Here is a 323-nt window from a genome sequence, read left to right on the forward strand (position 1 = left end):
ACGGGAAAGTACGGCGAAACTGGTACGATGAACACGACTGTTAATCAAAGAGTCGGTACAGGTAGGCTTCAAACTGCTGCAAATACGGTAATTGTTGCAAATGCTGTAAATAATTCATATACAAAAAATTATGCAGCAGAAGCAGCAAAGGCATTTAAGAATGGCGATTATTTACAAGCTGCTCATAATTCAATAATGACGTTAGGCGCTGCCTTAGATGGTATTTTAGGCGGAGCAATAAGAGATATAGCTACAGGTATTGGCAATGGATTAAACCAACCTCAACAGTATGAACAAGCACAACGCCAAGCGGAAGCCGAAGG

Annotated in this window: 1 protein-coding gene; it reads left to right on the plus strand. The window is 41.2% G+C overall.

Features of this window, described 5'->3' with window-relative positions; all coding sequences use genetic code 11:
- Nucleotides 1-27: 27 nt before the first annotated feature.
- A partial coding sequence (locus tag HMPREF2711_RS10490; RefSeq protein ID WP_141745676.1) for a hypothetical protein occupies nucleotides 28-323 on the plus strand: 296 nt, incomplete at its 3' end.

The organism is Neisseria sp. HMSC070A01, from assembly GCF_001810165.1.
GTDB lineage: Bacteria > Pseudomonadota > Gammaproteobacteria > Burkholderiales > Neisseriaceae > Neisseria.